This is a genomic window from Roseovarius halophilus (ex Wu et al. 2025), assembly GCF_047086965.1.
In genome coordinates this window covers 58,906-79,495 of the sequence record NZ_JBKOTX010000001.1, presented here as the reverse complement: position 1 = coordinate 79,495, position 20,590 = coordinate 58,906, and the positions used below count along the sequence as shown (strand labels likewise).

The window sequence follows — 20,590 nt, the reverse complement described above, 5'->3', positions numbered from 1 at the left end:
GTCTCCAAGATCATCGACTGAGCCGGAACCGACCGAGGCAAGATCGGGGTGGACCACAGCGTCCACCCCCCTGCAATTCAGAGGCCGACGTGGGGGCGCAATCCCGTGAGCTCCACCTCTCGATCCTCAGCCTAAGAGGGCGCGAAAATGGCAATTCAGAGCCAAAACATCCGCATCCGGCTCAAGGCCTTCGATTACCGCGTGCTGGACGCCAGCACCCAGGAAATCGTGAGCACGGCCAAGCGCACCGGTGCGTCGGTTCGGGGTCCGATCCCGCTTCCGAACAAGAGCGAGAAGTTCACCGTTCTGCGGGGACCTCACGTTGACAAGAAATCCCGCGACCAGTTCGAGATCCGCACGCACAAGCGTCTGCTCGACATCGTGGACCCGACCCCGCAGACCGTGGACGCGCTGATGAAGCTCGACCTCGCGGCCGGCGTGGATGTCGAGATCAAGGTTTAAGGGGGGCAATCAGACATGTTGCGCTCTGGTGTTATCGCAAAGAAGGTCGGGATGACCCGCATCTTCCAAGAAGACGGTCGGCAGGTTCCTGTGACCGTTCTTCAACTAGACACGCTGCAGGTCGTGGCCCAGCGGACCGCCGAGAAGGATGGCTACAGCGCCGTTCAGCTTGGCGCCGGTCTGGCCAAGGCCAAGCGGACATCCGCGCCGATGCGCGGCCACTTCGCCAAGGCCAAGGTAGAGCCGAAGCGGAAGGTCGCCGAGTTCCGCGTCGATCCCGACAACCTGATCAATGTCGGCGAGGAAATCATCGCCAGTCATTACTTCGAGGGTCAGTTCGTGGACGTTAGCGGCACCTCGATCGGTAAAGGCTTTGCCGGCGGCATGAAGCGGCACAATTTCCGCGGCCTGGAGGCCACGCACGGTGTGTCGATCGCGCACCGCGCCCATGGGTCGACTGGCCAGTGCCAGGACCCCGGCAAGGTGTTCAAGGGCAAGAAGATGGCCGGTCATATGGGGGCCGCAAAGGTGACCACGCAGAACCTGCAGGTGGTCAGGACTGACAGCGACCGGGGCCTGATCATGGTCAAGGGCGCGGTGCCGGGCTCCAAGGGCGGCTGGGTCACCATCAAGGACGCGGTCAAGAAGCCGATGCCCGAGAACGTGATCTTCCCCGCTGCACTGAAGTCCGCCGCCCGTGAAGCCGAACGTCTGGCCGAGGAAGCCGCCGCACAGGCCGCGGCCGAGGAAGAAGCCGCCGCGCAGGCCGCCGCCGAGGCCGAACAGGCCGCCATGGAGGCCGCCGAAGCCGAAGACTCCGCGCCGGAAGGAGGCGAATCCGATGAAAGCTGACGCGATCAAACTGGACGGTGGCAAGGCCGGCTCCGTGGACCTCTCCGAGGATGTCTTCGGGCTGGAACCGCGTGCCGACATCCTGCACCGCGTGGTGCGCTGGCAGCGCAACAACGCGCAGGCTGGCACGCACAAGGTCAAGACCCGCTCGGAAACTAGCTATTCCAGCAAGAAGATCTATCGCCAGAAGGGCACCGGTGGCGCACGCCACGGCGACCGCAACGCGCCGATCTTCCGCAAGGGTGGTATCTACAAGGGCCCGACCCCGCGTAGCCACGGCCATGAACTGACCAAGAAGTTCCGCAAGCTGGGTCTCAAGCACGCCCTCTCCGCCAAGGTGAAGGCCGGCGAACTTGTCGTGCTGGATGCGGCCGAGGCCGAAGGCAAGACCGCGGCGCTGGCCAAGCAGGTCAACGCCCTGGGCTGGAAGCGGGCGCTGGTCATCGACGGCGCCGAGGTGAACGAAGGGTTCGCCAAGGCCGCGCGCAACCTCACCAACCTTGACGTGCTGCCCTCGATGGGCGCCAACGTCTACGACATCCTCAAGTCGGATACGCTGGTCCTGACCAAGGCGGGTGTCGAAGCTCTGGAGGCTCGCCTGAAATGAGTGTCAAGGCAGAACATTACGACGTGATCCGCAAGCCGGTCATCACCGAGAAGTCCACCATGGCCTCGGAAGCCGGGGCCGTGGTCTTCGAGGTGGCCATCAACGCCAACAAGCCGCAGATCAAGGAGGCCGTCGAAAGCCTCTTTGGCGTGAAGGTCAAGGCGGTGAACACCACCATCACCAAGGGCAAGGCCAAGCGGTTCCGCGGTCAGCCCGGCCGCCGCAATGACGTCAAGAAGGCCTATGTCACCCTCGAAGAGGGCAACACCATTGACGTGACAACCGGCCTCTAATAGGGGGCATCATCCGCCGAGCCCCGGTTCCGTCCGGGGCTCGGCCTTTTCGCAAGGAGGCGCTGTAAGCCTCCATCGAACCGGGGACCTTCGGGGCCCTTGACACCATAGGCCCATGACCGGGCCGCAAAGCAACGGAAAGTCAGTAAACATGGCACTCAAGTCGTACAATCCGACTTCGCCGGGCCAGCGTGGGCTGGTTCTGATCGACCGTTCGGAGCTTTGGAAAGGTCGCCCCGTCAAGTCCCTCACCGAGGGGTTGACCAAAAAGGGTGGCCGGAACAACACCGGACGGATTACCGCGCGTCGGCGCGGCGGCGGGGCCAAGCGCCTCTACCGGATCGTGGATTTCAAGCGCAACAAGTTTGACGTCGAAGCCGTCGTCGTGCGCATCGAATATGACCCGAACCGCACCGCCTTCATCGCGCTCATCCAGTACACCGACGGTGAACAGGCCTATATCCTCGCGCCGCAGCGCATGGCCGTGGGCGACAAGGTGATCGCCAGCGCCAAGGCTGACATCAAGCCCGGCAACGCGATGCCCTTCAGCGGCATGCCGATCGGTACGATCGTCCACAACATCGAGCTCAAGCCCGGCAAGGGCGGGCAGATCGCGCGGGCCGCGGGCACCTACGCCCAGTTCGTCGGCCGCGATGGCGGCTATGCCCAGATCCGCCTGTCTTCGGGCGAGCTGCGCATGGTTCGCCAGGAATGTAAGGCCACGGTCGGCGCTGTCTCGAACCCGGACAAGACCAACCAGAACATCGGCAAAGCCGGGCGCAATCGCCACCTGGGCAAGCGCCCCTCGGTCCGCGGTGTCGTCATGAACCCGATCGACCATCCCCATGGTGGTGGTGAGGGCCGGACGTCCGGTGGTCGCCACCCCGTTTCGCCCTGGGGCAAGCCCACCAAGGGCAAGCGCACCCGCAACACGAACAAGGCGTCGCAGCGGATGATCCTGCGCTCGCGTCACGCCAAGAAGAAAGGGCGCTAGGATATGTCTCGCTCTGTATGGAAAGGCCCGTTTGTCGACAGCTTCGTTCTCAAGAAAGCCGAAGCTGCCCGGGAATCCGGCCGCAACGATGTGATCAAGATCTGGTCGCGCCGCTCGACGATCCTGCCCCAGTTCGTGGGCCTGACCTTCGGCGTCTACAACGGCCGCAAGCACGTTCCAGTGAACGTAACCGAGGACATGATCGGTCAGAAGTTCGGTGAATATTCGCCGACCCGTACCTACTACGGGCATATGGCCGACAAGAAAGCGAAGCGGAAATAGTCATGGGCCAGGACAAAAACCCCCGCCGCGTGGCAGAGAATGAAGCGATGGCCAAAACCCGCATGCTTCGTACCAGCCCGCAGAAACTGAACCTCGTCGCCGGCATGATCCGTGGCAAGAAGGTCGAGACGGCTTTGAACGATCTGACCTTCTCCAAGAAGCGGATCGCCCAGGACGTCAAGAAGTGCCTTCAGTCCGCCATCGCCAACGCCGAGAACAACCACAATCTCGACGTCGACGAACTGGTCGTGGCCGAGGCTTTCGTCGGCAAGAACCTGACCATGAAGCGTGGCCGTCCGCGGGCGCGTGGCCGGTTCGGCCGCATCCTGAAGCCGTTTGCGGAAATCACCATCAAGGTGCGTCAAGTTGAGGAGCAAGCCTAATGGGTAACAAGGTCAATCCCGTCGGAATGCGCCTCCAGGTCAACCGCACCTGGGACAGTCGTTGGTATGCCGACACCAAGGACTACGGCGATCTCCTGCTCGAGGACATCAAGATCCGCGAGTTCATCAAGAAAGAGTGCAAGCAGGCCGGTGTCGCCCGCGTGATCATCGAGCGGCCGCACAAGAAGTGCCGCGTGACGATCCACACCGCGCGTCCCGGCGTCATCATTGGCAAGAAGGGCGCGGACATCGAGACGCTGCGCAAGAAGCTTGCCGCGATGACCGATAGCGAGCTGCACCTGAACATCGTCGAGGTGCGCAAGCCCGAGCTTGACGCGCAGCTGGTCGGCGAGAACATCGCCCAGCAGCTCGAGCGCCGGGTTTCGTTCCGCCGCGCCCTCAAGCGGGCCGTGCAGAACGCCATGCGCATGGGGGCTCTCGGCATCCGCGTGAACATGGCCGGCCGTCTCGGCGGGGCCGAGATCGCCCGGACCGAGTACTACCATGAGGGCAGCGTGCCGCTGCACACCCTTCGGGCCGACATCGACTATGCGCAGAGCGAAGCCACGACGCCTTACGGCATCATCGGCATCAAGGTCTGGATCTTCAAGGGTGAGATCATGGAGCATGACCCCTCCGCGCGCGATCGCAAGCAACAAGAGCTGCAAGACGGCCCCGCCCCGCGCGGCGCCGGCGGCCGTCGCTAGGGAGATCTGAGACATGCTTCAGCCAAAGCGCACAAAATTCCGCAAGATGCACAAGGGCCGCATTCGCGGCGAAGCCAAGGGCGGGTCCGACCTGAACTTCGGCACCTTCGGGCTCAAGGCGGTGGAACCGCAGCGCGTCAGCGCCCGCCAGATCGAGGCCGCGCGTCGTGCCATGACGCGCCACATGAAGCGTCAGGGCCGCGTCTGGATTCGCATCTTCCCCGACACCCCGGTCTCGGCCAAGCCGATCGAGGTCCGTATGGGCAAGGGCAAGGGCTCGGTGGATCGCTGGGTTTGCAAGGTCAAGCCCGGCCGGGTGATGTTCGAGATTGATGGCGTCAGCGACTCCATCGCGCGCGAGGCGCTGCGCCTGGCCGCGATGAAGTTGCCGGTCAAGACCCGGACCGTCGCCCGCGAGGACTGGTAAGCGATTGACGCAGTCAATTGCGGTCGCCCGTGGTCGAAAAAATGGACACCCCCGCCGGGAAGCCGGCGGGGGTTTTCCTTATCCTGCCCCCGGCCAGATCCGGGCCATGCCGCCCTCGAAATCGGCCCAGGTCATGGTGGCGCGGTTGCCTGCGTAGCCTTCGTAGTAGGATTGGCCGTCGGGAAGGGGCAGCCCCGCCCAGATGCGAGCGAGGTTACGCATGAAATCCTCGCGGGGCAGGGCGCCGGTCTGGAAATCAGCCAGCCCCGCTTCGTCCAGCAGAACCATGGCTAGGCGGTCCTGCACCTCGGTTGTAAAGACCGTCTCCGGCGGCAATCCCTCGGCCCGGACAAGCCTGCGCAGCGTATCTGGGATGAACTGGTAGCGCCCGATGGCATGGGATTGGCCGGGGGTTGCCGCGATCCAGGTGTCGATCTGGCCGAGGGTCAGCGTGGTCGGCGCGGCGGGTGGTGGCACGCGCGCGCCGTGCTGAACCGCATCGTACGCCGCCGCCCCTGCCTCGGCCCGCGCGATCAGGGACAAAAGCCGTGGGATCCGTCCATCGGGTCGGCCCGACGGGGCCGGATGGGGCGCAGGCTTGCGTGCCACGGCACGGAACAGCCCTGCACCGGCCCCGGGGTAGAGGCTGCCGGGGGCGGACTGTACCGCCGGGGCCCCGCCCTGACGGGGAAACAGCGATTGTAACTCCGCCGCCGACTGCGTGCCCAGACAGGCCAGAAACACCCCCAAGAAACGCCGCGCCATTCTGGCCGCCCCCGATCGCTGAATTCGACCCCGTTTTGCAACGCCAACGGTTTCGAAAGCCTTTCAGTCCGGTGCGGAAATTACGCCCACTTGTAGTTAAAACTGACGGAAATCCGCTCGTCCTCGGCCATGTTCATGGGCACCTCGTGGCGCAGCCAGCTTTCCCACATCAGGACGTCGCCCACGTGCGGCGCGACGTAAACGAAGGTGCGCAGGTCCTCCCGCGCGTCCTTGCGGCGGGCTGGGGCGGCCATCAGGCGCGCCGATCGGGGGTCTTCCAGCTTGAGGGCCGAGGCCCCGTCGGGCATGGAGACATAGGTTGTCCCCGAGATCACCGAGTGCGGGTGGATATGGCTGGAATGAGTGCCACCCTCGGGCAGGATGTTGATCCAGATGTCTTCAAGCGCAAGGGCGCGACCGTCCAGGTCCAAGGCCAGGTCCTCGGCGAAGGCCATGACGTGCCGGTCAAGGCTGTCGACGATCTGCTGAAAGACGGGAAACCGCCAGGGCAGGTCGGAAAGCGAGGCGTAGGAGGTATAGCCGGGATACCCCTCACGCGCGCACCAGGCCTGTCCAGCCTCATCATCCTCGGCGATGGAATAGCACGAGGCTTCCAGTTCTTGTGCATCGACGGGGGGGCCGAACTCGGAAAGCCGGGCATGATAAAGGCGGGTCACGAAGAGGGATTTGATATCAGCCATGGCGCCGTGATACCGCAAGCGTCAAGCACCTGCGAGAGGGCATTTCCGCCGCACAGGACAAAGGGGTTGCCACAACCTGCAATCGCCCCTATACGGCGCACTTCTACACGAACTCCACCGAATCTGTGGGTGACCCGTGAGGGGCCCCTCGGTGATGTTGGAAAGGACAAAGGCGATGGACGCCAAGGAACTTCGTGACAAGACCCCGGACCAGCTTCGGGACGATCTTGCCAATCTCAAGAAAGAGGCCTTCAACCTCCGCTTCCAGCAGGCCACAAGCCAGTTGGAAAACACTGCCCGTATGCGCGCCGTCAAGCGTGACGTTGCCCGGGTCAAGACAATCCTGAACGAAAAAGCGGCGGCTGCCGCGCAGGAGGCGTAAGACATGCCCAAGCGTATCCTTCAAGGCACCGTCACCAGCGACCAGAACGCCCAGACCGTCACCGTGTCGGTCGAACGTCGCTTCAAGCACCCGCTGCTGCAGAAAACCGTCCGCAAGTCTAAGAAGTACCGGGCGCACGACGAGGCCGACCAGTTCAAGGTCGGCGACAAGGTTCGCATTCAGGAATGCGCGCCGAAATCGAAGACGAAACGCTGGGAGGTGATCGCCAACTAGGGCGTTCACCAACCGGTTTGAGCGAAACCCTGGGGAAACGGCAATGATGCCCCTCACAGGTCGGGAGAAACCAAATGATCCAGATGCAGACCAATCTGGATGTCGCTGACAACTCCGGCGCACGCCGGGTGCAGTGCATCAAGGTCTTGGGCGGGTCACACCGCCGCTACGCATCGGTCGGCGATATCATCGTCGTTTCCGTGAAAGAGGCCATTCCGCGCGGCCGCGTTAAAAAGGGCGACGTCCGCAAGGCCGTCGTCGTGCGCACCGCAAAGGAAGTCCGCCGCGAAGACGGAACCGCGATACGCTTTGACCGCAACGCTGCCGTCATCCTCAACAACAACGAAGAACCTGTCGGCACCCGTATCTTCGGGCCGGTGGTTCGCGAACTGCGCGGGAAGAGCTTCATGAAGATCATCTCGCTCGCTCCGGAGGTGCTCTGATGGCCGCCAAACTGAAAAAGGGTGACAAGGTCGTCGTCCTGGCCGGCAAGGACAAGGGCAAGACCGGCGAGATCACTTCGGTCGATCCCAAGGCCGGCAAGGCCGTGGTCGACGGCGTGAACATCGCGATCCGCCACGAGAAGCAGAGCCAGGCCAGCCAGGGCGGCCGCACGCCCAAGGCGATGCCGCTGGACCTCAGCAATCTGGCGATCGTTGACAAGAACGGCAAGCCGACCCGCGTCGGGTTCAAGATGGACGGGGACCAGAAGGTCCGCTTTGCCAAGACCACGGGGGACGTGATCTGATGCTGGATACTGCGACCTATACCCCACGCCTGCGCGCCCAGTTCAATGACAGCATTCGTGCTGCCATGAAGGAAGAATTCGGCTACAGCAACGACATGCAAATCCCGCGCCTGGACAAGATCGTCCTCAACATCGGCTGCGGGGCCGAGGCGGTGAAGGACTCGAAAAAGGCCAAGGCTGCACAGGACGACCTGACGGCCATCGCCGGTCAACAGGCCGTCGTCACCAAGGCCAAGAAGTCTATCGCCGGCTTTCGCGTCCGCGAAGGCATGCCGCTGGGGGCCAAGGTGACCCTGCGCGGCGATCGCATGTACGATTTCCTTGACCGGCTGATCACCGTGGCGATGCCGCGTATCCGCGACTTCCGCGGTGTGTCGGGCACGTCGTTCGATGGTAGTGGCAACTACGCCACCGGCCTGAAGGAACACATCGTGTTTCCGGAAATCAACTTCGACAAGGTCGACGAGGTATGGGGGCTTGATATCGTCATCGCCACCACCGCCAAGACCGATGCAGAAGCCAAGGCGCTGTTGAAGCATTTCAACATGCCGTTCAACAGCTGAGGGACGTATACGATGGCCAAGAAATCCATGATCGCCCGCGAGACCAAGCGCCAGAAGATGGTCGAGAAATTCGCCGCCAAGCGCGCCGCTCTCAAGGAAACCGCCAACGATGAATCGAAGCCCATGGAAGAGCGCTTCAAGGCGCGGCTCGAGCTTGCCAAGCTGCCGCGCAACAGCGCGCGCACTCGGCTTCACAACCGCTGCCAGCTGACCGGGCGTCCGCACGCCTATTATCGCAAGCTGAAGATCAGCCGGATCGCGCTTCGGGACCTCGGGTCCGACGGCCAGATCCCGGGCCTGGTCAAGTCGAGCTGGTAAGGAGGGACAGTCATGAACGATCCTATCGGTGATATGCTGACCCGTATCCGCAACGGCCAGCTGCGTGGCAAATCCACGGTCCTGACCCCGGCCTCCAAGCTGCGTGCCTGGGTGCTGGATGTGCTGGCCGACGAAGGCTATATCCGTGGCTACGAAAAGACCGAAGCCAAGGGCCACCCCGCCTTCGAGATCAGCCTCAAGTACTATGAGGGCACCCCTGTCATTCGCGAGCTTGCCCGTGTCTCCACGCCCGGTCGCCGCGTCTACATGGGGGCCAAGGACATTCCGCAGGTCCGTCAGGGCCTCGGCGTGTCGATTGTCAGCACGTCCAAGGGCGTGATGTCGGATGCAAACGCCCGCGCTGCCAAGGTTGGTGGCGAGGTGCTTTGCCAGGTCTTTTAAGGAGATCAGATCATGTCTCGTATTGGCAAAAGACCGGTCGAGCTGCCCAGCGGCGTGAGCGCCACTGTCTCCGGCCAGACCATCGAAGTGACCGGCCCCAAGGGCACCCGCAGCTTCACGGCAACCGACGATGTCACCCTGTCGGTGGACAATGACGCCGTTTCGATCGAGCCGCGCGGCCCGTCGAAGCGCGCGCGCCAGCAGTGGGGTATGTCGCGGACCATGGTGCAGAACTGCGTGACCGGCGTGACCGACGGCTTCAAGAAGGAGCTTGAGGTCAGCGGCGTCGGCTACCGTGCGCAGATGCAGGGCAACGTGCTCAAGCTGAACCTCGGGTATTCGCACGACGTGAACTTCGAGGTGCCCGACGGCATCACCGTCACCGCGCCCAAGCCCACGGTCGTCGTGGTCGAGGGGGCTGACCAGCAGCAGGTCGGCCAAGTGGCCGCGAACATCCGCGAATGGCGTGCCCCCGAACCCTACAAGGGCAAGGGCATCAAATACGTCGACGAGTATATCTTCCGCAAGGAAGGCAAGAAGAAGTAAGGACGCGACAGATGGCAAACAGCAAGAGACAACTGTTCCAGAAACGCCGCCTGCGCGTCCGGAACAAGCTTCGCAAGATGAACTCGGGCCGTCCGCGGCTCAGCGTGCATCGTTCGAACAAGAACATCAGCGCCCAGCTGATCGACGACGTGAACGGCGTCACCCTGGCCTCCGCCTCCTCGATGGAGAAGGACATGGCCGGGTCCGGCGCGAACAATGTGGAGGTGGCCACCAAGGTGGGTTCGGCCATCGCCGAACGGGCCAAGAAGGCCGGCGTGACCGAGGCCTATTTCGACCGTGGCGGCTTCCTGTTCCACGGCAAGGTCAAGGCCCTGGCCGACGCCGCTCGCGAAGGCGGCCTGAAGATCTGAAGACTTGCGGGGGGCGGTTCACGCCCCCCCGATGATCCGGGGGTCGGATTGGCCCACCTGGATTGAGTTGACCGGCGCGTCGCGCCAGACCGAGAGGAAGCCAGATGGCTCGAGACCAGCAGAACCGCGGGAACCGTCGCGATCGCGACGAGACCCCGGAATTCGCCGATCGCCTTGTCGCGATCAACCGTGTGTCCAAGACCGTGAAGGGGGGCAAGCGCTTCGGCTTCGCCGCGCTCGTCGTCGTGGGCGATCAGAAGGGCCGTGTCGGCTTCGGCAAGGGCAAGGCCAAGGAGGTCCCCGAGGCGATCCGCAAGGCCACCGAGGCCGCCAAGCGCAAGATGATCCGCGTGCCGCTACGCGAAGGCCGCACCCTGCATCATGATGGCTTCGGCCACCACGGGGCCGGCAAGGTCGTTCTGCGCACCGCGCCGCAGGGGACCGGGATCATCGCCGGCGGCCCCATGCGCGCCGTCTTCGAGATGCTGGGCGTTCAGGATGTCGTCGCCAAGTCGGTCGGCACCCAGAACCCCTACAACATGATCCACGCCACGCTGAACGCGCTGCAGTTCCAGCAGAGCCCGCGCAACGTGGCGCAGCGGCGCGGCAAGAAAGTCACCCAGATCCTGCCCAGCCGGGACGAGGCGCCCGACTACGGCGACCCGCAGACCCAGATTGCCGAGGAGGCCTGATCCATGGCGCAGAAAACCATCGTCATCAAGCAGATCGGCTCGCCCATCCGCCGCCCGCGCGATCAGCGTGCGACCCTCGTCGGGCTGGGCCTGAACAAGATGCACAAGACCCGGGAACTGGAAGATACCCCGGCCGTGCGCGGCATGATCGCCAAGATTCCCCACATGGTCGAGATCGTCGAGGAACGCGGCTGAGGCCGCGCCCAGCGACAGACCAAGGCGCCCCGGTCAGGAATATTGCCGGGGCGTTTTCTTTGGCGCCCGGCCCCAGCCCCTTGATCGCCACCTGTTCAGGCCGTATACGCCCCCGGCGGCCCTCCAAGGTCCGACTCACATGAACGCAAAGCCGTGTCCCCTGCGTATCGCTTCGGCAGGGTCGTCCGGCAAAGGAGAAGCGATATGAAACTGAACGAACTGAGCGACAACGAAGGCGCGAACAAGAAGCGCATGCGCGTGGGCCGCGGCCCGGGCTCTGGCAAGGGCAAGACCGGCGGCCGTGGTATCAAGGGCCAGAAATCCCGGTCGGGCGTGGCCGTCAAGGGCTACGAGGGCGGCCAGATGCCGCTGTACCAGCGCCTGCCCAAGCGGGGCTTCAACAAGCCCAACCGCAAGAAGTTCGCGGTTGTGAACCTCGGCATCATCCAGAAATTCATCGACGCGGGCAAGCTCGACGCCGCGGGCGAGATCACCGAGGACAGCCTTCTCGAGGCTGGCGTCATTCGCCGCAAGCTTGACGGTGTCCGCGTGCTGGGCAAGGGCGAGGTGACCGGCAAGGTCACGCTGAACGTCACCGGGGCCTCCAAGGGCGCGGTGGACGCCGTCGAAAAGGCCGGCGGAACAGTGACGGTCGCACCCGCGGCTGCGGCAGAGTAAAGGGTTGTGGGGGTGCGCCGCGCCCCTTACATCCCTATCCAAGTTTCCTGACGCCGCCGTCCGGGATACCGGTCTGGCGGCGTTCGTCTGAACAGGTGGGCATACATGGCATCCGCTGCTGAACAAATGGCATCGAACATGAGCTGGGGGGCCCTTGGCCAGGCCAAGGAACTCCGTCAGCGCATCTTCTTCACGCTCGGTCTGCTGATCGTCTACCGGCTGGGCACCTACATCCCGGTGCCGGGGATCGACACGGTCGCGCTGCAATCCTTCATGGAGGACGCCCAGGCCGGCATCGGCGGCATCCTGTCCATGTTCACCGGCGGCGCGCTGGGGCGGATGGGCATCTTTGCGCTGGGCATCATGCCCTATATCTCGGCCTCGATCATCGTGCAGCTGCTTTCGGCCATGTGGGAGCCGCTCAAGCAGCTTAAGAAAGAGGGCGAGCAGGGCCGCAAGAAGATCAACCAGTATACCCGCTATGGCACCGTGGTGCTAGCCACCTTCCAGGCCTACGGCATGGCGGCAAGCCTCGAGGCCGGCGACCTGGTCACAGACCCTGGCCTCTTCTTCCGGGCGGCCTGTGTCATCACGCTGGTCGGCGGCACCATGTTCCTGATGTGGCTGGGCGAGCAGATCACCGCGCGGGGCATCGGCAACGGTATTTCGCTGATCATCTTCGTGGGCATCATCGCCGAGATCCCCTCGGCCCTGGCCAGCTTCCTTGCCCAGGGCCGGTCCACCGGGAACTGGGGGCTGATCGTCGCCGTGATCGCCATGGTGATCGTGGTGCTGGCCTTCGTCGTTTTCATGGAAAGATCCCTGCGCAAGGTTCACATCCAGTACCCGCGCCGTCAGGTCGGCATGAAGGTCTTCGACGGCGGATCGAGCCACCTGCCGATCAAGGTGAACCCGGCGGGCGTCATCCCGGCGATCTTCGCCAGCGCGCTTCTGCTGCTGCCGACCACGCTCAGCACCTTCTCGGGCGGGCAGACCGGGCCGGTCATGTCGACGATCCTCGCCTATTTTGGGCCGGGGCAGCCGCTCTACCTGCTGTTCATGGTCGCCATGGTGGTCTTTTTCACCTTCTTCTACTCCAAGGAGGTGGCCTTCAAGGTCGATGACGTGGCCGACAATCTGAAGAACCAGAACGGCTTTGTGCCCGGTATCCGTCCCGGCAAGCGCACGGCGGAGTATCTCGATTACGTGTTGACCCGCATTCTGGTGCTTGGCTCGTCCTACCTCGCGCTAATCGTGATCCTGCCGGAAATCCTGCGCAGCCAGCTGGCCATCCCCTTCTACTTCGGCGGCACCTCTGTCCTGATTATCGTCAGTGTCGGCATGGACACGATCCAGCAGGTCCAGTCGCACCTGCTGGCGCACCAGTACGAAGGGTTGATCGAGAAGTCGCAATTGCGCGGCAAGCGCGGATCGAAGAAACGCAACAAGGGACCGGCACGCAAATGAACCTCATTCTTCTCGGCCCGCCCGGCGCGGGTAAGGGCACGCAGGCCCGTATCCTTGTGGAAGACCGCAACATGGTGCAGCTGTCCACCGGCGACATGCTGCGTGAGGCGCGCACCTCGGGCACCGAGATGGGCCAGAAGGTCGCCGCCGTCATGGATGCGGGCAACCTTGTGACTGACGATATCGTCATCGGCCTGATCCGCGAAAAGCTGCAAGCGGGGGGCGATCATGGTGGCTTCATCTTCGACGGCTTCCCGCGCACCCTGGCCCAGGCCGACGCCCTTGCTGCGCTGCTTGACGAGATGGGCGAGACCCTCGACCGCGTGATCGCCCTGTCGGTGGACGACGATGTCCTGGTGCAACGGATCTTGGGCCGGGCCGCGGAAACGGCCAAGGCCGGCGGACAGGCCCGCGCCGACGACAACGAGGACAGCCTCAAGACCCGGCTGTTGGCCTATTACAAGCAGACCAGCCCGCTGGTCGGTTACTACTATGCCAAGGGTCAGCTGACGACGGTCAACGGGCTGGGCGAGATCGACGAGGTCGCCAGCGCAATCAAGGCGTCCCTGAACAGCTAGACGGTACGTTGACAGGCCGCGGGACACGGCTTTTGAAAAGCCGGCGCAGCCCGTCGGAACGGGGGTTGACCATCCGCTCGCACAGCCCTAGGCAACACCATCCCGTGCGGGACATGTTTCGAATCGGGCCGCGCCCGAGACGAGGCAGATCACCTGAACCAGGCTAGGGCCCGGCAGCGCGATGCTCCGGGCTTCAGTTGTGAAAAAAGGTTCCGGCATTACGGAACCGCAACGAAAGGAAAGATAACGTGGCACGTATCGCCGGCGTGAATATCCCGACTGCAAAGCGGGTCCCGATCGCCCTGACCTACATAACCGGAATCGGCCACAGCTCGGCCAAGGCTATCTGCGACGCGGTCAATATCGACGAGGCCCGCCGCGTGAACGAGCTGTCGGATGCCGAAGTCCTCTCGATCCGCGAACACATTGACGGCAACTACACCGTCGAGGGCGACTTGCGCCGCGAGGTGCAGATGAATGTCAAGCGCCTGATGGATCTTGGCTGCTATCGCGGCCTGCGCCATCGCCGCAACCTCCCCGTGCGCGGACAGCGCACGCATACTAACGCACGCACGCGCAAGGGCCCCGCAAAGCCCATCGCCGGCAAGAAGAAGTAAGGGAGGACGCTACCAATGGCACGTGATACCCGTCGCGGGGGCAAGAAGAAGGCCTCCAAGAACATCGCTGCTGGCGTCGCGCATGTGAACTCCAGCTTCAACAACACCAAGATCCTGATTTCCGACGTGCAGGGCAACGCCATTTCATGGTCGTCCGCGGGCACCATGGGCTTCAAGGGCTCGCGCAAGTCCACGCCCTATGCCGCACAGATGGCCGCCGAGGATGCGGGCCGCAAGGCGCAGGAGCACGGCATGAAGACCCTCGACGTCGAGGTGCAGGGTCCCGGCTCGGGCCGCGAGAGTGCGCTGCGCGCGCTGGCCGCCGCCGGCTTCAACATCACCGCGATCCGGGACGTGACGCCGATTGCGCACAACGGCTGCCGCCCCCCGAAGCGTCGCCGCGTCTGATCGACACGATTCCACGGGGACCCCGCGCGCGGGGTCCCTTTTCGTCATTTCTACCTCGGGCGTCCGCCCCGCCGGATCAGCAGGGCAGACAAGTATGGAGGGACGCATGATCCACAAAAACTGGGCCGAACTTATCAAACCCACGCAGCTTGACGTGAAACCGGGCAAGGACCCGGCGCGCGAGGGCACCGTGGTTGCCGAACCGCTGGAACGCGGTTTCGGCCTGACGCTGGGCAATGCCCTGCGCCGCATCCTTCTGTCGTCGCTTCAGGGCGCCGCCATCACCGCCGTGCAGATCGACAACGTGCTGCACGAGTTCTCATCGGTGTCGGGGGTCCGTGAGGACGTCACCGATATCGTGCTGAATCTCAAGGGCGTTGCCATCCGCATGGAGACCGACGGCCCCAAGCGTCTGCAAGTGCAGGCCAAAGGCCCGGGCGTGGTGACCGCTGGGGATATCTCCGAGAGTGCGGGCATCGAGGTCCTCAACAAGGATCACGTGATCTGCCACCTCGACGAGGGCGCGGATCTCTATATCGAATTGACCGTGAACACCGGCAAGGGTTATGTCGCCGCCGACAAGAACAAGCCGGAAGATGCGCCGATCGGCATGATCGCCATTGACGCCATCTACTCGCCGGTCAAGAAGGTCAGCTACGATGTGCAGCCCACCCGCGAGGGCCAGGTGCTGGATTATGACAAGCTGACCATGAAGGTCGAGACCGACGGTTCGCTCACCCCCGAGGACGCCGTGGCCTATGCTGCGCGCATCCTGCAGGATCAGCTTCAGGTCTTCGTCAACTTCGACGAGCCCGAAGCCGCGCACACCAGCCAGGACGACGACGGGTTGGAGTTCAACCCGCTGCTGCTCAAGAAGGTGGACGAGCTGGAACTGTCGGTCCGCTCGGCCAACTGCCTCAAGAACGACAACATCGTCTACATCGGCGATCTGATCCAGAAGACCGAGGCAGAGATGCTGCGCACGCCGAACTTCGGCCGCAAATCGCTCAATGAGATCAAGGAAGTGCTCTCGGGCATGGGCCTGCACCTCGGCATGGATGTCGAGGACTGGCCGCCGGACAACATCGAAGACCTGGCCAAGAAGTTCGAAGACCAGTTCTGAGACGATTTCGAGGCGGACCAAAATTCCTGAATTTTGGTCCGCCTCGACCCCGGGCATACCGCCCCAAGGAGAGCAGGTCACACGCATGGCCCGCCGGACAAAGCAAAACCGCCCGTAGAGGGCAGCCAAGGAGACTGAAAATGCGTCACGCCCGCGGATACCGCCGCCTGAACCGGACCCATGAACACCGCAAAGCCCTGTTTTCGAACATGGCCGGGTCGCTCATCGAACATGAACAGATCAAGACCACCCTGCCCAAGGCCAAGGAACTCAAGCGCATCATGGATAAGCTTGTGACCCTCGCCAAGCGCGGTGACCTCCACGCCCGCCGCCAGGCCGCGGCGCAGCTCAAGCAGGACAAGGATGTCGCCAAGCTCTTCGATGTGCTGGGCGCGCGCTATCAGGACCGCCAGGGCGGCTATACCCGCGTTCTCAAGGCCGGGTTCCGCTATGGCGACATGGCCCCGATGGCCATCATCGAACTGGTCGACCGCGACCCCGATGCCAAGGGCGCTGCCGACCGCGCGCGCCTTGAGGCCGAGGAAGCCATGGACGACGCGGACTGATACGCCGGTCGCGATGTTTTTCGATGGCCCGCCTGATCCGGCGGGCCATTTTCGTTTCCGCCTGCCGCAGATGTCTGGCCTTGCGCAGTGCAGGCATCTAGAGTTACCCCATGGCCGACCTTTTCGATACCTCCGGCGATGACGCCAGTGCCAGTGCACCGCGCCCGCTGGCCGACAGGTTGCGTCCCGCGGCGCTGGACCAGGTGATCGGGCAGGAGCATCTGCTCGGCCCCGAAGCGCCTCTTGGCGCGATGCTCGCGGCCGGTCAGCTGTCGTCACTCATCCTCTGGGGGCCGCCGGGGGTGGGCAAGACGACCATCGCGCGGCTACTGGCCGATGCCAGCGATCTGCATTTCATCCAGATCAGTGCGATTTTCACCGGCGTTCCGGAACTGCGCAAGGTCTTCGACGCCGCCCGGATGCGGTGGCAAAGCGGCACCGGCACGTTGCTTTTCGTGGACGAGATCCACCGCTTCAACAAGGCGCAGCAAGACGGCTTCCTGCCGCACATGGAGGACGGCACCATCGTGCTGGTCGGGGCGACGACGGAGAACCCGTCGTTCGAACTCAACTCGGCCGTGCTGAGCCGGGCCCAGGTGCTGGTGCTGGAGCGCCTGACGCTCGCCGACCTGGAACGGCTCGCCCAACGCGCCGAACAGGAACTGGGCCGGGCCCTGCCCCTGACGGGCGAAGCGCGCGAGGCCCTGCTGGAGATGGCCGATGGCGACGGGCGTGCGCTGCTGAACCTGGTGGAACAGGTCGCCGCCTGGACGGCGACGGAAAAGCTCGACACCGAGGCGCTGACAACGCGCCTGACCCAGCGGGCCGCGCAGTACGACAAGACCGGCGATGCCCACTACAACCTGATCTCGGCGCTGCACAAATCCGTCCGCGGCTCGGACCCGGACGCGGCGCTCTACTGGTTCGCGCGGATGCTGCAGGGGGGCGAGGACCCCCGCTTCCTGGCCCGGCGCCTGACCCGCATGGCGGTCGAGGATATCGGCCTGGCTGACCCGCAGGCGCAGGAGATCTGCATCGGCGCCTGGCAGGCCTATGAACGGCTCGGCAGCCCCGAGGGCGAACTGGCCTTGTCGCAGGCGGTGATCTACCTGGCCCTCGCCCCGAAATCCAATGCGGGCTATGCGGCCTACAAGAATGCCGTGGCGGCGGCGAAAAAGACCGGCAGCGAGCCGCCCCCGAAACATATTCTGAACGCTCCCACTTCTCTTATGAAGGACATCGGCCATGGTGAGGGCTACGCCTATGACCACGATGCCGAGGATGGGTTTTCCGGGCAAACCTACTTTCCTGACGGCATGAAGCGCGGCGTCTACTACAGCCCTGTCGATCGTGGCTTCGAGCGCGAGTTGAAAAAGCGCGTCGACTATTTCGCCAAGCTGCGCGCCCGGCGGCAGGGCAGTTGACAACGCCACCGTTAGCATCAAGGAACGCGCCCATGTTGATCACCATGCTACAGGTCGCCCTTGGCGGCGCCATCGGTTCTGCCGCACGCTTTGCCGCGGGGGCCGCGATCACCCGCGGCCTTGGCGCGGGTGGGTTTCCGCTGGGCGTGCTGACGGTGAATGTTCTCGGGTCCCTGTTGATGGGCGCGCTTCTGGTCTACCTGGGCCAGCGGGGGCTGGCGGCGCTCAATCCGTTCCTGATGACCGGGGTGCTTGGTGGGTTTACCACGTTCTCGGCCTTCTCCCAGGAGACCCTCACGCTGATCGAACGTGGTCAGGCGGGGCAGGCCGCGCTCTATGTCGGGGTGTCGGTTGCCGGGTCGCTCCTGGCGGTCTTCGCAGGGGTGCATATCATGCGCACGGTGCTGGCATGAGCGGCGTGTTGAGCATCACCGTGGCCGCGGGCGAGGGGGACCAGCGGCTTGATCGCTGGCTCAAGCGGCATTTCCCGCAGATCACCCAGAGCCGCATCGAGAAGAGCTGCCGCAAGGGCGAGATCCGCGTCGATGGCGGGCGGGTCAAGGCCAGCACACGGCTGGACGCGGGCCAGGAGGTCCGCATCCCGCCGCTGCCCGACAGCAAGGCGCCCGCCAGACCCAAGGATGCGGTTTCCGAGGCAGATGCCCGCCTGATCCGTGACTGCGTGATCTACCGCGACGACGAGGTCATCGCGCTGAACAAGCCCGCCGGTCTGCCAACGCAGGGCGGCAGCAAGCAGATGCGCCACGTGGATGGACTGGCCGAGGCCCTGAAATTCGGGGCCGAGGACAAGCCGCGCCTGGTGCACCGGCTGGACAAGGACACCTCGGGCGTGCTGCTGCTGGCCCGCACCCGTCAGGCGGCGCAGGGACTGACGGCGGCCATGCGCCACAAGGGCACGCGCAAGATATACTGGGCGCTGGTGGCCGGGGTGCCCACGCCCTATCTCGGGGAAATCAAATACGGCCTGGTCAAGGCCGGGGGCCGCGGCGCCGCGGGCGAAGGCGAGAAGATGCATGCCGTTCATCCCCGCGATATTGACCGTACGCCGGGGGCCAAGCGGGCGCATACCCTCTATGCCACGCTCTACCGCGTGGCCAGCCGGGCGGCCTGGGTCGCGATGGAGCCGCTGACAGGGCGCACCCACCAGCTGCGCGCGCATCTGGCCGAGATCGGACATCCCATCGCGGGGGACGGCAAGTATGGGGGGTCTGGGCAGGACAACATGGGTGACGGCTGGGGCGCGCAGTTGGGCGGGGTCATTTCGAAAAAGCTGCATCTGCATGCGCGGATGATGCGCTTCGAAAACCCGGTCACGCGGCAGGTCGTCACTGTCACCGCCCCGCTGCCCGCGCACATGGCGGACACCTGGGAGACCTTCGGCTGGACCGAGGATCTTGCCGCCGAGGACCCCTTCGAAGAGCTGATGTAATGGCCGATCTGCGCCTCGTGATCTTTGACGTGGAGGGTACGCTGCTCGAAAGCCTGAACGCGCGGCCCGAGACGCGGCGGCTCTACCCCGGAGCGCGGGCGGCGCTGGGCCGTCTGTTGGCGGATCCCTTCACCTTGCTGGGCGTGGCCACGGGCACCTCGAAACGCAGGCTCGACGCGCTGATCGCGGCGCAGGGGCTGGAAGGGGTCTTCGACACCACCCAGACCAGCGATCACCACCCCTCCAAGCCGCACCCTGGCATGCTGCTCGCCTGCCTGTCCGAGACCGGCGTGGCGGCGCAGCGCGCGGTCATGGTGGGCGACACCCGCTTCGACATGGACATGGCCCGCGCCGCCGGGGTTCGTTGCATCGGGGTCGGCTGGGGCCACCCCGCGCCCGAGGCCTTGACGGCGGACGCCATGATCGGCGATTTCGCCGCGCTGGACGCGGCGGTGGACGGACTGATCGGACAGGACACGGAGCAGGACACATGAGCGATTGGCAACCCCGCCGGTTCTGGACCGAGGTCAGCGTGGTCGAGACAGATCACGGCCATGCCATCGCGCTGGACGGGCGCCCGGTCAAGACCCCGGCCAAGGCACCGGTCGCTGTGCCCAGCCGCATGATGGCCGAGGCGATCGCGGCCGAATGGCGCGCCGTCGACAAGATCATCGAGCCGGCGACCATGCCCATGACCCGCGCAGCCAATGCCGCCATCGACAAGGTCGCGATCCAGTTCACGCAGGTGGCCGATATGCTGGCCGATTACGGCGGCTGCGACCTGCTGTGCTATCGCGCCGAAGGCCCGGAGGACCTCTGCGTCCGCCAGCGTGAAAACTGGGACCCGCTGCTGGACTGGGCGGCGGACACCTATGGCGCGCGCCTGACCCTCGCGCAGGGCGTGATGCCCGTGACCCAGCCGCCCGAGGCCGTCGCGCGCCTGCGTGCGGCCACCCATGACCACACCGTTTTCCAGCTCACCGCGCTGCACGACCTGGTGACGATCACCGGGTCGCTGGTGCTTGGTCTGGCCGTTGCGCGCGGCCGGCTGGCGGCGGATCGGGCCTTCGACATGTCGCGGTTGGACGAGGACTGGCAGATCGAGCAATGGGGCGCCGACAGCGAGGCCACGGCGACCGCCGGCCTCAAGCGGGCGCAGCTGGAAACGGCAGCTGAGGTGTATGCAATGGCATAGTGCACGCCGGTTGGTCGGATTGCCTGTCAATGCAGCACTTTGCAGTCGAACATACCGCGCAGAGCCGGTCCGGGACCACCTACTTTCCCTTGACCTAGGGCCGTGAATCCGACCACTGTGATCGTGTTCGCAGTGTCGCTGCGTCGTATCACCCTCGTCC

At 64.5% G+C, this 20,590-nt stretch carries 34 protein-coding genes; 32 read left to right on the top strand and 2 right to left on the bottom strand.

Annotated elements, in window-relative coordinates:
- Window positions 1-153: 153 nt before the first annotated feature.
- The 9 genes from rpsJ (at window position 154) to rplP (ending at window position 5,007) form a co-directional block, all read left to right on the top strand.
- A complete protein-coding gene (gene rpsJ, locus ACH107_RS00425; RefSeq protein WP_310691122.1) occupies window positions 154-462 on the top strand; it encodes a 30S ribosomal protein S10 in 309 nt (102 codons plus the stop codon).
- A gap of 15 nt (window positions 463-477) precedes the next feature.
- The gene (gene rplC, locus ACH107_RS00420; protein ID WP_310691072.1) at window positions 478-1,314 is read left to right on the top strand and encodes a 50S ribosomal protein L3; all 837 of its coding nucleotides are present in this window, start codon (window positions 478-480) and stop codon (window positions 1,312-1,314) included.
- Complete coding sequence (gene rplD, locus ACH107_RS00415) at window positions 1,304-1,921, top strand: 50S ribosomal protein L4 (protein WP_412504166.1); 618 nt, start codon at window positions 1,304-1,306, stop codon at window positions 1,919-1,921. Before rplC ends, rplD begins: the two co-directional genes overlap by 11 nt.
- A complete protein-coding gene (locus tag ACH107_RS00410; RefSeq protein ID WP_310691074.1) occupies window positions 1,918-2,214 on the top strand; it encodes a 50S ribosomal protein L23 in 297 nt (98 codons plus the stop codon). The genes rplD and ACH107_RS00410 overlap by 4 nt, the downstream gene beginning before the upstream one ends.
- A gap of 151 nt (window positions 2,215-2,365) precedes the next feature.
- Entirely contained in the window at window positions 2,366-3,208 is an 843-nt protein-coding gene (gene rplB / locus ACH107_RS00405) for a 50S ribosomal protein L2 (protein ID WP_310691075.1), read from the top strand.
- Between the two features lie 3 nt (window positions 3,209-3,211).
- A complete protein-coding gene (rpsS, locus tag ACH107_RS00400; protein WP_310691076.1) occupies window positions 3,212-3,490 on the top strand; it encodes a 30S ribosomal protein S19 in 279 nt (92 codons plus the stop codon).
- 2 nt (window positions 3,491-3,492) lie between these two features.
- A complete protein-coding gene (rplV, locus tag ACH107_RS00395) occupies window positions 3,493-3,873 on the top strand; it encodes a 50S ribosomal protein L22 (protein ID WP_310691077.1) in 381 nt (126 codons plus the stop codon).
- Window positions 3,873-4,580: a 30S ribosomal protein S3 gene (gene rpsC, locus ACH107_RS00390; protein ID WP_310691078.1), complete on the top strand. Its 708-nt coding sequence runs from the start codon at window positions 3,873-3,875 to the stop codon at window positions 4,578-4,580. Before rplV ends, rpsC begins: the two co-directional genes overlap by 1 nt.
- Before the next feature lie 13 nt (window positions 4,581-4,593).
- A complete protein-coding gene (gene rplP, locus ACH107_RS00385) occupies window positions 4,594-5,007 on the top strand; it encodes a 50S ribosomal protein L16 (protein ID WP_084863655.1) in 414 nt (137 codons plus the stop codon).
- Window positions 5,008-5,085: 78 nt separating this feature from the next.
- Here the strand turns inward: rplP and ACH107_RS00380 are convergent, their stop codons facing one another.
- Entirely contained in the window at window positions 5,086-5,772 is a 687-nt protein-coding gene (locus ACH107_RS00380; protein WP_310691079.1) for a hypothetical protein, read from the bottom strand.
- An 80-nt stretch (window positions 5,773-5,852) separates the two neighbouring features.
- Entirely contained in the window at window positions 5,853-6,473 is a 621-nt protein-coding gene (locus ACH107_RS00375) for a TIGR02466 family protein (protein ID WP_412504165.1), read from the bottom strand.
- Between the two features lie 175 nt (window positions 6,474-6,648).
- Between ACH107_RS00375 and rpmC the strand changes: the two genes are divergently transcribed.
- From rpmC to ACH107_RS00260, 23 genes are all read left to right on the top strand, one after another.
- A complete protein-coding gene (gene rpmC, locus ACH107_RS00370; RefSeq protein ID WP_310691081.1) occupies window positions 6,649-6,855 on the top strand; it encodes a 50S ribosomal protein L29 in 207 nt (68 codons plus the stop codon).
- Window positions 6,856-6,858: 3 nt separating this feature from the next.
- Window positions 6,859-7,089 (top strand): 30S ribosomal protein S17, encoded by a 231-nt coding sequence (gene rpsQ, locus ACH107_RS00365; RefSeq protein ID WP_310691082.1) that lies wholly within the window; start codon window positions 6,859-6,861, stop codon window positions 7,087-7,089.
- Window positions 7,090-7,163: 74 nt separating this feature from the next.
- Entirely contained in the window at window positions 7,164-7,532 is a 369-nt protein-coding gene (gene rplN / locus ACH107_RS00360) for a 50S ribosomal protein L14 (protein ID WP_084863650.1), read from the top strand.
- The gene (rplX, locus tag ACH107_RS00355) at window positions 7,532-7,837 is read left to right on the top strand and encodes a 50S ribosomal protein L24 (protein WP_310691083.1); all 306 of its coding nucleotides are present in this window, start codon (window positions 7,532-7,534) and stop codon (window positions 7,835-7,837) included. Before rplN ends, rplX begins: the two co-directional genes overlap by 1 nt.
- Window positions 7,837-8,400: a 50S ribosomal protein L5 gene (gene rplE / locus ACH107_RS00350; protein ID WP_310691084.1), complete on the top strand. Its 564-nt coding sequence runs from the start codon at window positions 7,837-7,839 to the stop codon at window positions 8,398-8,400. The genes rplX and rplE overlap by 1 nt, the downstream gene beginning before the upstream one ends.
- A 12-nt stretch (window positions 8,401-8,412) precedes the next feature.
- Window positions 8,413-8,718, top strand: a complete 306-nt coding sequence (rpsN, locus tag ACH107_RS00345; RefSeq protein WP_310691085.1) for a 30S ribosomal protein S14 — start codon at window positions 8,413-8,415, stop codon at window positions 8,716-8,718.
- Between the two features lie 12 nt (window positions 8,719-8,730).
- Window positions 8,731-9,120 carry a 30S ribosomal protein S8 gene (gene rpsH, locus ACH107_RS00340; RefSeq protein WP_310691086.1) on the top strand — a complete coding sequence of 130 codons (390 nt, stop codon included), beginning with the start codon at window positions 8,731-8,733 and terminating at the stop codon, window positions 9,118-9,120.
- Window positions 9,121-9,132: 12 nt separating this feature from the next.
- On the top strand, window positions 9,133-9,666 hold the full coding sequence (gene rplF / locus ACH107_RS00335; protein ID WP_412504164.1) for a 50S ribosomal protein L6: 534 nt from the start codon (window positions 9,133-9,135) through the stop codon (window positions 9,664-9,666).
- A gap of 11 nt (window positions 9,667-9,677) precedes the next feature.
- Window positions 9,678-10,037, top strand: coding sequence for a 50S ribosomal protein L18 (gene rplR, locus ACH107_RS00330; RefSeq protein ID WP_310691088.1), 360 nt, complete (start codon window positions 9,678-9,680; stop codon window positions 10,035-10,037).
- Window positions 10,038-10,141: 104 nt separating this feature from the next.
- Window positions 10,142-10,729: a 30S ribosomal protein S5 gene (rpsE, locus tag ACH107_RS00325; protein ID WP_310691089.1), complete on the top strand. Its 588-nt coding sequence runs from the start codon at window positions 10,142-10,144 to the stop codon at window positions 10,727-10,729.
- Window positions 10,730-10,732: 3 nt separating this feature from the next.
- The gene (rpmD, locus tag ACH107_RS00320) at window positions 10,733-10,924 is read left to right on the top strand and encodes a 50S ribosomal protein L30 (RefSeq protein WP_084863642.1); all 192 of its coding nucleotides are present in this window, start codon (window positions 10,733-10,735) and stop codon (window positions 10,922-10,924) included.
- Between the two features lie 204 nt (window positions 10,925-11,128).
- Complete coding sequence (gene rplO, locus ACH107_RS00315) at window positions 11,129-11,602, top strand: 50S ribosomal protein L15 (protein ID WP_310691091.1); 474 nt, start codon at window positions 11,129-11,131, stop codon at window positions 11,600-11,602.
- A gap of 126 nt (window positions 11,603-11,728) precedes the next feature.
- Window positions 11,729-13,069, top strand: coding sequence for a preprotein translocase subunit SecY (gene secY, locus ACH107_RS00310; RefSeq protein ID WP_310691092.1), 1,341 nt, complete (start codon window positions 11,729-11,731; stop codon window positions 13,067-13,069).
- Window positions 13,066-13,647, top strand: a complete 582-nt coding sequence (locus ACH107_RS00305; protein WP_310691093.1) for an adenylate kinase — start codon at window positions 13,066-13,068, stop codon at window positions 13,645-13,647. Before secY ends, ACH107_RS00305 begins: the two co-directional genes overlap by 4 nt.
- A 248-nt stretch (window positions 13,648-13,895) precedes the next feature.
- Entirely contained in the window at window positions 13,896-14,264 is a 369-nt protein-coding gene (gene rpsM / locus ACH107_RS00300) for a 30S ribosomal protein S13 (protein WP_310691094.1), read from the top strand.
- Window positions 14,265-14,279: 15 nt separating this feature from the next.
- Window positions 14,280-14,672, top strand: a complete 393-nt coding sequence (rpsK, locus tag ACH107_RS00295; RefSeq protein ID WP_310691095.1) for a 30S ribosomal protein S11 — start codon at window positions 14,280-14,282, stop codon at window positions 14,670-14,672.
- A 106-nt stretch (window positions 14,673-14,778) separates the two neighbouring features.
- The gene (locus tag ACH107_RS00290) at window positions 14,779-15,795 is read left to right on the top strand and encodes a DNA-directed RNA polymerase subunit alpha (RefSeq protein WP_310691096.1); all 1,017 of its coding nucleotides are present in this window, start codon (window positions 14,779-14,781) and stop codon (window positions 15,793-15,795) included.
- A 140-nt stretch (window positions 15,796-15,935) separates the two neighbouring features.
- On the top strand, window positions 15,936-16,361 hold the full coding sequence (gene rplQ, locus ACH107_RS00285) for a 50S ribosomal protein L17 (RefSeq protein ID WP_310691097.1): 426 nt from the start codon (window positions 15,936-15,938) through the stop codon (window positions 16,359-16,361).
- A gap of 110 nt (window positions 16,362-16,471) precedes the next feature.
- Window positions 16,472-17,785 (top strand): replication-associated recombination protein A, encoded by a 1,314-nt coding sequence (locus ACH107_RS00280; protein WP_412504163.1) that lies wholly within the window; start codon window positions 16,472-16,474, stop codon window positions 17,783-17,785.
- 32 nt (window positions 17,786-17,817) lie between these two features.
- A complete protein-coding gene (crcB, locus tag ACH107_RS00275; RefSeq protein WP_310691099.1) occupies window positions 17,818-18,198 on the top strand; it encodes a fluoride efflux transporter CrcB in 381 nt (126 codons plus the stop codon).
- Complete coding sequence (locus ACH107_RS00270; RefSeq protein ID WP_310691100.1) at window positions 18,195-19,235, top strand: RluA family pseudouridine synthase; 1,041 nt, start codon at window positions 18,195-18,197, stop codon at window positions 19,233-19,235. The genes crcB and ACH107_RS00270 overlap by 4 nt, the downstream gene beginning before the upstream one ends.
- Window positions 19,235-19,729, top strand: coding sequence for an HAD-IA family hydrolase (locus tag ACH107_RS00265; protein ID WP_310691101.1), 495 nt, complete (start codon window positions 19,235-19,237; stop codon window positions 19,727-19,729). Before ACH107_RS00270 ends, ACH107_RS00265 begins: the two co-directional genes overlap by 1 nt.
- Entirely contained in the window at window positions 19,726-20,430 is a 705-nt protein-coding gene (locus tag ACH107_RS00260; protein ID WP_310691102.1) for an ATP12 family chaperone protein, read from the top strand. The genes ACH107_RS00265 and ACH107_RS00260 overlap by 4 nt, the downstream gene beginning before the upstream one ends.
- Window positions 20,431-20,590 lie beyond the last annotated feature (160 nt).

Coding starts and splice junctions, on each gene's coding strand:
- rplF (WP_412504164.1), top strand. CDS start 9,133: ATGTCTCGTATTGGCAAAAGACCGGTCGAGCTGCCCAGCGGCGTGAGC.
- rpsK (WP_310691095.1), top strand. CDS start 14,280: ATGGCACGTGATACCCGTCGCGGGGGCAAGAAGAAGGCCTCCAAGAAC.
- rpsE (WP_310691089.1), top strand. CDS start 10,142: ATGGCTCGAGACCAGCAGAACCGCGGGAACCGTCGCGATCGCGACGAG.
- rplN (WP_084863650.1), top strand. CDS start 7,164: ATGATCCAGATGCAGACCAATCTGGATGTCGCTGACAACTCCGGCGCA.
- ACH107_RS00375 (WP_412504165.1), bottom strand. CDS start 6,473: ATGGCTGATATCAAATCCCTCTTCGTGACCCGCCTTTATCATGCCCGG.
- ACH107_RS00410 (WP_310691074.1), top strand. CDS start 1,918: ATGAGTGTCAAGGCAGAACATTACGACGTGATCCGCAAGCCGGTCATC.
- rplE (WP_310691084.1), top strand. CDS start 7,837: ATGCTGGATACTGCGACCTATACCCCACGCCTGCGCGCCCAGTTCAAT.
- rplO (WP_310691091.1), top strand. CDS start 11,129: ATGAAACTGAACGAACTGAGCGACAACGAAGGCGCGAACAAGAAGCGC.
- rpsH (WP_310691086.1), top strand. CDS start 8,731: ATGAACGATCCTATCGGTGATATGCTGACCCGTATCCGCAACGGCCAG.
- ACH107_RS00265 (WP_310691101.1), top strand. CDS start 19,235: ATGGCCGATCTGCGCCTCGTGATCTTTGACGTGGAGGGTACGCTGCTC.
- ACH107_RS00280 (WP_412504163.1), top strand. CDS start 16,472: ATGGCCGACCTTTTCGATACCTCCGGCGATGACGCCAGTGCCAGTGCA.
- rplV (WP_310691077.1), top strand. CDS start 3,493: ATGGGCCAGGACAAAAACCCCCGCCGCGTGGCAGAGAATGAAGCGATG.
- rplP (WP_084863655.1), top strand. CDS start 4,594: ATGCTTCAGCCAAAGCGCACAAAATTCCGCAAGATGCACAAGGGCCGC.
- rpmC (WP_310691081.1), top strand. CDS start 6,649: ATGGACGCCAAGGAACTTCGTGACAAGACCCCGGACCAGCTTCGGGAC.
- ACH107_RS00305 (WP_310691093.1), top strand. CDS start 13,066: ATGAACCTCATTCTTCTCGGCCCGCCCGGCGCGGGTAAGGGCACGCAG.
- rpsQ (WP_310691082.1), top strand. CDS start 6,859: ATGCCCAAGCGTATCCTTCAAGGCACCGTCACCAGCGACCAGAACGCC.
- rplD (WP_412504166.1), top strand. CDS start 1,304: ATGAAAGCTGACGCGATCAAACTGGACGGTGGCAAGGCCGGCTCCGTG.
- rplQ (WP_310691097.1), top strand. CDS start 15,936: ATGCGTCACGCCCGCGGATACCGCCGCCTGAACCGGACCCATGAACAC.
- ACH107_RS00380 (WP_310691079.1), bottom strand. CDS start 5,772: ATGGCGCGGCGTTTCTTGGGGGTGTTTCTGGCCTGTCTGGGCACGCAG.
- rpsS (WP_310691076.1), top strand. CDS start 3,212: ATGTCTCGCTCTGTATGGAAAGGCCCGTTTGTCGACAGCTTCGTTCTC.
- rplC (WP_310691072.1), top strand. CDS start 478: ATGTTGCGCTCTGGTGTTATCGCAAAGAAGGTCGGGATGACCCGCATC.
- rplX (WP_310691083.1), top strand. CDS start 7,532: ATGGCCGCCAAACTGAAAAAGGGTGACAAGGTCGTCGTCCTGGCCGGC.
- rpsN (WP_310691085.1), top strand. CDS start 8,413: ATGGCCAAGAAATCCATGATCGCCCGCGAGACCAAGCGCCAGAAGATG.
- crcB (WP_310691099.1), top strand. CDS start 17,818: ATGTTGATCACCATGCTACAGGTCGCCCTTGGCGGCGCCATCGGTTCT.
- ACH107_RS00260 (WP_310691102.1), top strand. CDS start 19,726: ATGAGCGATTGGCAACCCCGCCGGTTCTGGACCGAGGTCAGCGTGGTC.
- rplR (WP_310691088.1), top strand. CDS start 9,678: ATGGCAAACAGCAAGAGACAACTGTTCCAGAAACGCCGCCTGCGCGTC.
- ACH107_RS00270 (WP_310691100.1), top strand. CDS start 18,195: ATGAGCGGCGTGTTGAGCATCACCGTGGCCGCGGGCGAGGGGGACCAG.
- rpmD (WP_084863642.1), top strand. CDS start 10,733: ATGGCGCAGAAAACCATCGTCATCAAGCAGATCGGCTCGCCCATCCGC.
- ACH107_RS00290 (WP_310691096.1), top strand. CDS start 14,779: ATGATCCACAAAAACTGGGCCGAACTTATCAAACCCACGCAGCTTGAC.
- rplB (WP_310691075.1), top strand. CDS start 2,366: ATGGCACTCAAGTCGTACAATCCGACTTCGCCGGGCCAGCGTGGGCTG.
- rpsC (WP_310691078.1), top strand. CDS start 3,873: ATGGGTAACAAGGTCAATCCCGTCGGAATGCGCCTCCAGGTCAACCGC.
- secY (WP_310691092.1), top strand. CDS start 11,729: ATGGCATCGAACATGAGCTGGGGGGCCCTTGGCCAGGCCAAGGAACTC.